Origin of the sequence: Ruegeria sp. HKCCD7251, from assembly GCF_013031165.1 — a bacterium.
In the GTDB taxonomy this organism is placed as follows: domain Bacteria; phylum Pseudomonadota; class Alphaproteobacteria; order Rhodobacterales; family Rhodobacteraceae; genus Ruegeria.
Window position 1 is genome coordinate 144,120 of sequence record NZ_WPZC01000009.1, and the last position, 10,023, is coordinate 154,142.

Here is a 10,023-nt window from a genome sequence, read left to right on the forward strand (position 1 = left end):
TTAATCCCTCAACTCGCCCATCGGGTATAACAATCGTCCAATGACACGGCGAAACTTCTTGTCTTGGCTTCGTGCAAACTTAACTGGGTCAGAGTCAAATTGTTCGACCCAACCGGCCCGACGTTTGGACTTAATAATCGGACGAAGGATCGGGCGCCAAATGCGCAGCACCCCGAACGGGCCCAGTACATCCCAATCTGGAAAGCACATTTTTACAATTCGGCGATCACGCCTTTTTTTTGTCCAGTGAGAGCGGGCAAATTTAGCTGGGTTTCGCTTGTATTGCGCCTTGGTTTCAGGCGTAAGTCGGCGCTTCCAGACTTTTCTGAGAATTGGCGCCAAAAGCCAAAGCCTCCAACCGAAGATACCATAATTTACAATGATCTTCGGCGGCTTCCTAACAGCCTGGGGTTGCTTGTCGGGTACATCCTCGATCGGCTTATATCGGTCATACACTTCGGCGACCATCGCGATTTCTTCTTGATACAACGAGGTGCTTTCAGGCTGTTTACGCTCGCCTTCAAACAGGGAGTTGGACGTCAATCCCAACCAGTCCTTCGCAATTTCCGCGTTTGCGTCACGGGTCAACGCCTTGATGTGGTCCTCGTCCTCTATAGACAATTGCCAAGGTTTAGGCATTGGAAGGCCGCGCGACTTTCGCCAATTGCTTAGCTTCGTTGTGATTTCTTCGATGAAATCCAGGTAGGATTCCCGCGTGCGGAAAGATCGGGAATTGTAACTGCGGATGAGTTCCACATGTGGGCCCGACAATTGAACCGAATTTGCCTGAGACTGCGAGGGGCGCGGAAGTTCAGCCAACAGCTCCAGGTTCGTTGAATGAGCAAAGTCAAAAATCAGGTCGTTGTTCAGAATTTTCGAGCTCTGGAATAGCCTGACCTTGATGTTGTCCCGGCCAATTTTACCGGCCCAGGCGTTAAGGACGTTCCGGTAATCCAAAAACCCTGCGACCTCGGGCCGTTCCAGCCACTGGGAAATCGGGACGTCTACGCGCCCCATTGCGCCGCCTGCGACGAACTCGCAGTATTGCGCATTCGCCCATTCGACCTGATCGCGAAGGTAAACGATCATTTCAACTTCGTAGCCGTCGAAATAATCAGGAATCCTGTGCGCGTTTTTCTGCAGAAAATAGGCTTCGCTCGAGAGAACAATAGTGTGCACTCGATCTTCCATCAATTGCAGGCCGCGCTCTATGTATTGCCTGAAATACCGGTTGTCCGCGACAACATAAGGCACTACTTCGGCGTGCCCTGCTTGTTTGTGTGGTCGGGTTTTCTGCCAGAACAGCCCAATTTCCGGATACCAGACGCCATTGCGCATTAACTCTGGCCTGTTCTGTTCCAACAGGTGTTGAATGAACGTGCTGCCCGTTTTGGTCGAACCTATATGAACAACGATTCTAGGTTTCTTGAACGACGCTTTGCTTTTCTTCTCGGCCAAGGTCACGCGTTCATTGCGCGCGTAGGTATTGAGCAAAACCTGAAGGTCATGTTCGGAAGAGCCCGCAGGAGCTTCCTTGAGCGTTACCTTGTAGAGTTCGTCTTGTGGTATCGGCTTTCGCGAAATCACGTATTCAAGAATATCCTGGCGATCTGCGAGAATACTGGCCGCAATCAACGGATACCCGGACGTACGTGATAGTTCCTTGTTACTGTGAACAAATTCAGACGGAATCTCATTTGCCGACAATTGGCAGAATTCCAGCAACTCTTTGACACGCTGCAAGAACGTGCTCCGTTCGCCCTGCCCAGCAGACGCCGCAAATGTGTACGCATCTCCGTCAACCATCGACGCTAGAAATTGCGCGGCATTATAGGCCAAATGCTCTCGCAACGGGCTGTTCGGATCGTTGGCTCCAGCCGCAACCAGAGTTTCGAATGTTGATCGGAAGTTTCTGAACATCAGTTCGAAGTCACGCGCGTTGCGTGCTCGACGTGCTGTTGAACCGACGCGAACGCGATAGGCTGTCGCATCGACATTGCACAAGCTGACATCACCCGCATTCACCAGGGCATTGACAAGAAATGCCCTTTCTTCCCACTGCGGCGTCTGAAAGCGGATTTCTTTCTGCAGCAAAAAGTCACGCCGGTATAACCATACCCAAAAATGCCTGTTGTTCAGAATGATTGGGTCGGACACGAAACTGGTCCGGGGAACATCTTCGGTGAAAAACCTCTCACTTCGATCAGGTCGCTTTTCCACAAGATCGTCACCGACGAAGATCGCTTCATAGGCTTTACGGCCACGCACCATATCAAACTTGCCAGAGTCCGCACGCTCATACAGCTTGGCAAGCGCACTTGGATCTTCCAGCCAATCGTCGCCGTCAAGAAACCAAATGTACTCACCTCGCGCCGCTTCAATTGCCTTGTTACGCGCGAATCCCTGTCCAACATTCTTTTCCAGGACAATTGGGCGAATTCTCTCGTCTTCGGTTGCCAGACGATCAATGATGTCCTGACTTGAATCTGGCGAGCAATCGTTGACCGGAATTATTTCGATCTCGCGCAAAGTCTGATTTTGAACAGAGGATATGCATTGTTCAATATAAGCCTCGACGCCATGGACGGGGATTATGACTGATACCTTGGGCGGCTGATCGGCTTGACTGGAATGACAAGGAAGTTCGTAGGGCCGATTTTCCTCGATAAAATCCAAAACGTCTTCAATTTCGCTCGGCGCTTCTTTCCCTGGCACGTTGTAGATCGTGTACCAAAGGTAGAAATAGTGGAACAACTCTTCGAGACTACGTTCCCGACTGCGATGAGGAATGTGCTTCCGATCATCCGTCAGCCCCCACCCGGCATAGAACGGCGCGCCGAAGCAAACGACCTCTTTCCCGGCAAACAAAGCTTCCAGCCCCATCTGGCTGGTGCCCACATATACTTTGTCGACCTGATCAAATATCGCGAACGGGTTGACCGGCTCTCGGATCAGACGGACCCGGCCTGTGGATGTGAGATGAGAATAGTATCCGCTTCGGGTTCCCTTTTCCCAAGCTGTGTCGGGGTGCGTTTTAACCAAAACCTCAGCATCCGGGTTTTCGTTAAGCGCAGCCACCAGCATATTCTGGAAGTCAGCCTTATCGACCTTCCCATAAATGGTGGATGCATCTGCATACGCCTGATCGCATACCAGAACACGTCGCTTATAAGCCGGGTTTGCAGCAGGCGCCCGCATGGGTTGTGCGTTGTACTTGCTGATCCGCTGACCTGCGATGCGCTGAATAAGTACTTTCGCACGTGAAAGTTCCGCCTCGGACAGCGTGTCTTGACTGTTTAGCTTTTGGTTCAGACGGTTTGGGAAATCGGCCATAAAGTAATGAGCAATGTCGTCATAGACATATCCCAGACAAGCATAGCGGGGATTATTCTCGCGAAAGGCGTGTGACCAACTATGGGTGCTTGCCAGGAAACCCTGCTCTATCAGCAGCAACTCGGCGTCTACCGGCAGGATATCGAGCAACCCCAGCAACCCCTTATTTGAGGTCTTTTCATCTTGGGTTATTGCGCCAGACCCTAAAAACACCGCGGCCTGCCCCGCATCGTGCTGATTGAACGGTCGGATGTTTGGAAACAGGTTTCTAAGGTTGGCCGCATAACCTGTTTCAATCGTGTTAGCTACATACCCGAAAGTTGCCGGTTCATTTTTCTTTGAAAGAACATATTCGCGAATATCTCGGCCAGGCACATGACTAGATTGCCGAAGCGCCAAAAACTCCAAAAAGCTGGTTTTCTTTTGCGTAAAGTTTCTTTTCATTTGTGGCGCCATTCGGCCTTTCTCAGGGCATCATAATTCGGGGTCATTTGGTCAATTCGGACACAGCTACCCGCAATTTTGTTTCAAGGTTTGAACCTGTATTTGGCAAACCGCGCTCGACCGCTTCGGCAAACATTTCTTCCCATTGCGCGAATATTTGCTCTTCAGAATAATGCGAGTCGAACCGCTTTAGCGACGCTTGACCCATCTCTTCCCGTAGTTTCGCATCAGCCATTACGCGCTGGATCGCAGCGGCCAAGCTTTCGGACGGACTGCTCGCGTCGCACAAAATACCGTTGTCCTCTGTGATCTGTTCATTCACTCCGCTGCAATTTGCGAAGCCTATCAAAGGCAACCCGTGTGCCATAGCCTCGAGCGTGGATAACGGAAAACCTTCGAAGAAGGACGACAGGACAAAAGCATCCGCGTCCCTGTAACATGCATATGGGTCGCTGGTTTCACCTACGAATTCAACGCTATCGGCAATCTTCAGATCAGAAACCTGTTCTTCAAGGTTTTGACGCTCTGGCCCGTCTCCGACGATCCGTAGAACCCATTCCTCAGCTTCCGGCAAGCTTTTTGCGAACGCCTCAATCGTCAGGTGAACATTCTTTCTGGGAACAAGCCTGGCTACAGTCAGCAAAACCTTTTTTTGCTTGGTCGCATCCCCGGGGCAAGCCGCTTGCTCTGGCGCCTTAACCGTATTTGGTATGACGCGAATACGTTCACGCATAAACCCCGGCAATGTTGACCGGAACCCCTCGGTCAGCAAGTGAATGAGACTGGCTCCATAAAAAGCCACTTGTCTCTCATGCATGGTATTTGTGCCGATCCAGCGTGGAAAGCGAGGATCAATATGTTCGGACAACACCAACGGCACGCCGGCGCGATGCGCGCATCGCACATAGCGTTTGAATGTGCGGTTCATATGCAAACCAACAAGCAAATCCAGTGTTCGGCTTGCGATCGCCAATAACATCTGGTCATCGGTGCGCTCATTCCCTGCCTCGCTCAAGCGAACTAGGTCAATGGTTTCGTCAAGGGGCCACTGCGACGGCACATCCTCGTCTTCAAAGGTGAAAACCGTCACATCGTGACCTCGTTTGGCCATCGAATTCGCCATCATCTGACCGACGTTTTCAGTGCCCCCTCTTCCCTTTGTGATAAAGGGAATGAAAAATCCAATTTTCATCTTTTGGATGGGCGGCGGGGACATCAACATCTTTCTGGCAACTGGGACTTGCTCAGGCGTCGTGTTCCACATCCAGTTGACTTGCTTCAGTTGGCCATTGAACCCTTGCTCGGCAGCGAACCCTGCGGGGAAACGCCCGTCGTTTTTTAGCGTTTCAATGTCCCCGTTCGCCCGTCGCAAAGCCCCTGTTGGCAAGGGGCCTTTTCCACGTCTGGCAATTCCGAACAGGTTGTAACCGTGATGGATAAACCTGCCATCCGAAAGATCGAACCCGGCGTCGGCCAGAACATACATCAGCGTCCCAAGGTTCCAACCCGAGTTTACATGCCCGCCAACAACATTGTGCTTGAAGGGCGGGACAGCAATGAACAAGCGTCCATCCGGCTTCAGCACCCTGCGAATTTCACTGAGCGCGCGTCCCGTATCAGACACATGCTCTAACACATGCGCACACCAGACACAGTCAAGGCTGGCATCCACGAGCGGGTGCATGTCGCAAATGTCTAGGTCTGGCAACAACTCGATACCCGGCGGAAAGCCGGCGTTGTCGGCATCAAGATAGGCATCCATATCCATGCCAGATGCCACGACTTCCCAACCCGCATTGAAAAAGCTTCGCGCCGCCAGCCCCGAACCTGTCCCAATGTCAATAATGCGCCCTTTTTCCGGAAAACTGGCAATGACTTCATCTACTAGGTCTTTTTGACCGTTAATCGACTTGGTGACTTCGATGCTCATTCGGCTCACTGAAACTGAAATCCCTTAGACAATTCTTCCGGCCCGACCTGAAGAAGATGCCCTGAATTGACAATATTTAGTGTCTACCATCTTTGTGCATGGGTGCAACGCCGTTTACGAACCCGACTGCAAGCAAGAGAGAGAGCAAAATCTCGAAGTGCCGGGATCGGCAATTACTAAACAGTACCAATTCGATTGCAGACGAACGACGGCGCACCGTGCCGAGATCACTCAGCAAGCACGGCGCAGCGATGTAAATTACGGAACAGGAACTCAAGCCGGGGCATCAAAACAGGCGGCCAAGTTGACTTGAATACCCTCGCAAGCAATGTTGGATTGCGGTCCAAAAAATACGAATGGGTTGAACAATGACGATGGTCCCAATGCGGGTAATTCTCTCGGCTACAATAGCAATTCTATTAGCCGTAGGAGCGAATGCCCAAGAAACCTTGCCGCGCACCCTCTTTATCAATGTCGATGTTTTCGACAGCGAGAATGCGGTGGTTATCGAAAACGCCAATGTTCTTGTCGAGGACAATCTGATTGCCAAGGTTTCGACAGACCCGATCGAACCGGATGGCGCTGTTGTTATTGATGGCCAAGGGCGGACCTTGATCCCGGGCTTGATAGACGGGCACAACCACATCATGCTGCCGACTTCACCGCTGGCATTGGCGTACAACCTTCACTGGACATACACCGGTGCCCTCGTCACGCGCGAAGCGGAGCGCATGCTGATGCGGGGCTTCACGACCCTGCGGGATGCGGGCGGCCCGTCCTACGGTATAGCAAAGGCCATTGACGAAGGTATCGTTCCCGGACCGCGTATCTTTAGTTCAGGACACTGGATCGGCCAGACATCCGGTCACTTCGATTTCCGTCTGTACAACGACACCCACCATCGGCAGCGCATTGAACGCACTGTCTTTGAGCGCGAATGGTCGTTCATTGCGGACGGAGTATCCGAAGTGCGGGCCGCCACCCGCGAGGTTCTGCGTCTTGGGGCCACGCAGGTGAAGATCAGTCTGGGCGGAGGCAACTCCACTCCGTACGACCCATTGGACACAACTCATTACAGCCTCGAAGAAATCCGCGCCGCGGTGGAGGCCGCCGAGGATTGGAACACCTATGTTATCGTTCATGCCTACACGGATGAATCTGTCATCAGATCGCTTGCAGGCGGTGTAAAGAGCATCGACCACGGCAACATGATATTCGAGGAAGAGACCATGCGGGCCATCCGCGATGCCGGGGCCATTCTGAATCCTCAGTTCCTCATTTTCACGCCGGACGAGAATATGTTGGCAGCAGGTGATCCCGCGACCATCGAGAAAGGTGCGCCACTGCGCGACAATGTCGAAAATTATGTTGCCTTGATCAAAAAGTACGACCTTCCCATTGCCTTTGGCGTAGACCTGTTTGGGGCGCCCGAACTTATGGCAATGCAGAACCTCGAGTTCGAGCGCCGTGGTCGTTGGTGGTCAGGCGCAGAAGTTTTGCAACAGGCCACATATAACACCGCAAAACTGGTCGAGATGTCCGGGCCGCGAAACCCATATCAGGAAGGCCCGCTTGGCGTGATCAAGGCAGGGGCATATGCCGATTTGATCCTTGTCGACGGTGATCCGGTCGAAAACATCAATCTGCTTGTAGACCCCGAAGAGAACTTTCTGATCATCATGAAAGACGGCGTGATCTACAAAAACACACTTGAGAACGAATAAGCGACATCATGCGCCTGCTTGTCCGAAGCTTACGTCGATGCGGCGGCCGTGGAGTTTGACAGATACGTTTCACGGTGTTTTGTCGTGACTAAAGACGAGGGCGCGCGGTTCACCTGCAAAAGTCCGCTATTCGGCGTTGTACCAAATTGGTGACGTATAAGCGCGGTCCTGAACTTCCGCGGGAACAGCCTCGGGCAGCGGGATATCGTAAAAAGCGGCGTCGATAGTCGTCCAACGTGGCTTTGGAATTTCGATCACCCTCACGTAATAAAACGCGTTGTTATCCGGATCAAACTCTGGGTCTTGCCAATACGCGGCAAGCTCTACGGAACCGATTGAGTTGCTGTACGTGGCGTTTTCAATATCTACGGTCGAGCCCACGGGTTCGCGTGCGCGACCATCCTCTCCGATCTCACGATTATCGGAAACCGCCACGTCAAAAATTCGCTCGTGGGTCTCGCCACTCTGGTCGATCCAGCCTTTTATGATCTGGACACGGTCGAGGTTTGCACCATCCGGATCGCGCAGCGCGCGGACCAGAAAGTCGGGGGCTGCCCCATCAGGCGCGTTCTTCAGGTCACCGCCCATTGGCACGCCATTCTGATACCCGTTGGAAACAAAGTCCGACGCGTACAGATCATCGGCATCGAAGTCCCAACCGCCAAAGACGCGGACCCGCATTCTCGGCCCGGTTGTGGCATAAGCTTCCTTGCGCTTTATGGCACCGTGGACTTCTTCGCGCGTGTTGTCCCGGGCCCAAACAGCCGTAAGACCCGCAGCCGACTCCTGCGCCGTAATGATACGCAATGCCGGATCTTCCGCCGGGATTACATCAAAGTTGTGACGGCTCGCCGAAGGCTCCGTGTGTTGGTACTTGCCAAAGTAGTTGTCCTCGCGCGTGGTCGGCAGGGCCGTGTGCGTGTCCGTCGTACCGTAGAAGCCGAATTTGAACGGGTTAACGCCTGTCTCGCGCTGCACCTCAAGCCCGACCTTCAAGGCGGAACGCCCATATTCATAGCGCAGCATTTCAGGTGTCTTTGCAACGGTGCCCGAAATGTTTGCGACGTCCCAGGTTTCAAAATCCGCAAACTCATCATCTGGTGACAGGTAGGGATGCGTTTCCTCGTCCCCCTTGATCTGGGTCACTTCATGCATCGGCTCCCAACGAATACGTTTGGCGGCGTATTCCGCATCCATGGGTGACCCGTCAAACTTGGTCGGCGCAAACATTATTCCGTTGGATATGTTGCCGTTATGAGGAACGGATACGGCGCTTCCACCTGTTTCTTTTTCGTAGGCATCCAGATAGTCCCACAGCCGCTCAGGGTCCTCACTTTCAAAAAAGGGCAATGGGCGCGTCCGGCTAGTCTTTTCGGCGCCGTCCCCAAAGATCACGACGCGATGAAGATTGTCACCGCGTGGTGTCGACGTCCATTCGTATCCCGCCAACGATGTAAAAACGCCGGGTTCGTAATACTCGTCGACAGTTTCCACAATCTGTTGCCAGAGATCGCCGTCCAAACCCAAACCTGCCGTTGGGTCCCGGCCTTCGATTGATGCGATTTCGATGATGTCGGCAAACGCTTCCATCCGGCCTTCCTGCCCAGAATTGAACCGTTCATAAGTCAGGCGGCCCCAGTCGTCGGCCAAAAGCCGAGGGTCTGCCGCGCGAATGGCAGTCGCGAGCCCCAACATTTCCGCGTGTTCGGTGATTGCAAGGAAATCGAGGGGCCTGATGAGCTGAACAGGCTGCCCGGTGTTCGAGGTTATTCTCTCTCCTCGCGCAATGCGAAAGGCGTCGTGAATGTTCAGCGATGTTCCCACCAGCCCTGCGTCGAACGAAATTTCAGTGTGAAAATGCAAATCTCCAAAGAGAACTTGATCGGGGAAAGACCGATCAACAAACGGAGAGTAGGTCTGCGCAGGGACCGCAGCTTCAGGAGGAACTTCGCCTTCAAAGCCAAGAACTTGTGTCCCCAATGAAAGCGCCAAGGCTGTTGTGGCATGCAATAATGTCGTGGGTCCAAAATGAGCTCTCATGACTGCTCCCCCAAACTAAAATAAAGTAAAATTGTAGCGAAAAACATGCAAATAATCAAATATTCATGCGGATTTGGTGCACCACCTCAAAGCCGCACTTGAGGGGTAGATTAGAGGATATTGCACAGCGGTTGGCTTGGCGTCGCAACGCCCGAACTTTGGATCGCAGACCTTTCGGGGATTCTCAGGGTCAGTAGTTGATCGGCCACCTGGAAAAGACGGATGCAGCTATCCTTGTATGGTAACCCTAATTGAAGAAAAGTTGCCACGTGCAAGGTTGGCGCGTAGAATCTGTTCGGCACTTTGTTTGAGCCAAGTGATCTTGGGATTAGGCTTTTCACCTTTGGTCCGGCGCGTTGCGCGTTCGTCGGGTGATCGATCCACTGGATGGATCACTATTCCTCCTCACACTTGAGGTTATGAGGCTGACGCGGTTTGATCGTCAAGCAAACATTTTGGTGGACTGTTTGTAGATCGAACGGTCTGGTTTGGAATATTGGTTGCGGGAGCAGGATTTGAACCTGCGACCTTCAGGTTATGAGCCTGACGAGC

Annotated in this window: 4 protein-coding genes; 1 reads left to right on the plus strand and 3 read right to left on the minus strand. The window is 52.7% G+C overall.

What is annotated here, in order from left to right; genetic code table 11:
• Complete coding sequence (locus GOX75_RS18265) at positions 1 to 3,789, minus strand: glycosyltransferase (protein ID WP_371808332.1); 3,789 nt, start codon at positions 3,787 to 3,789, stop codon at positions 1 to 3.
• 31 nt (positions 3,790 to 3,820) lie between these two features.
• Entirely contained in the window at positions 3,821 to 5,707 is a 1,887-nt protein-coding gene (locus GOX75_RS18270) for a glycosyltransferase (protein WP_171125494.1), read from the minus strand.
• A 383-nt stretch (positions 5,708 to 6,090) separates the two neighbouring features.
• Here GOX75_RS18270 and GOX75_RS18275 point away from each other — a divergent pair, with 383 nt between their 5' ends.
• The gene (locus GOX75_RS18275; protein WP_171125495.1) at positions 6,091 to 7,431 is read left to right on the plus strand and encodes an amidohydrolase family protein; all 1,341 of its coding nucleotides are present in this window, start codon (positions 6,091 to 6,093) and stop codon (positions 7,429 to 7,431) included.
• Between the two features lie 126 nt (positions 7,432 to 7,557).
• On the opposite strand, the gene GOX75_RS18280 is transcribed toward GOX75_RS18275, so the two are convergent.
• The gene (locus GOX75_RS18280; protein WP_171125497.1) at positions 7,558 to 9,471 is read right to left on the minus strand and encodes a DUF3604 domain-containing protein; all 1,914 of its coding nucleotides are present in this window, start codon (positions 9,469 to 9,471) and stop codon (positions 7,558 to 7,560) included.
• Between the last annotated feature and the right edge of the window lie 552 nt (positions 9,472 to 10,023).

Excerpts from the sequence above, each read along its gene's own strand:
- GOX75_RS18275 (WP_171125495.1), top strand. The coding sequence starts at position 6,091 with ATGCGGGTAATTCTCTCGGCTACAATAGCAATTCTATTAGCCGTAGGA.
- GOX75_RS18270 (WP_171125494.1), bottom strand. The coding sequence starts at position 5,707 with ATGAGCATCGAAGTCACCAAGTCGATTAACGGTCAAAAAGACCTAGTA.
- GOX75_RS18265 (WP_371808332.1), bottom strand. The coding sequence starts at position 3,789 with ATGGCGCCACAAATGAAAAGAAACTTTACGCAAAAGAAAACCAGCTTT.
- GOX75_RS18280 (WP_171125497.1), bottom strand. The coding sequence starts at position 9,471 with ATGAGAGCTCATTTTGGACCCACGACATTATTGCATGCCACAACAGCC.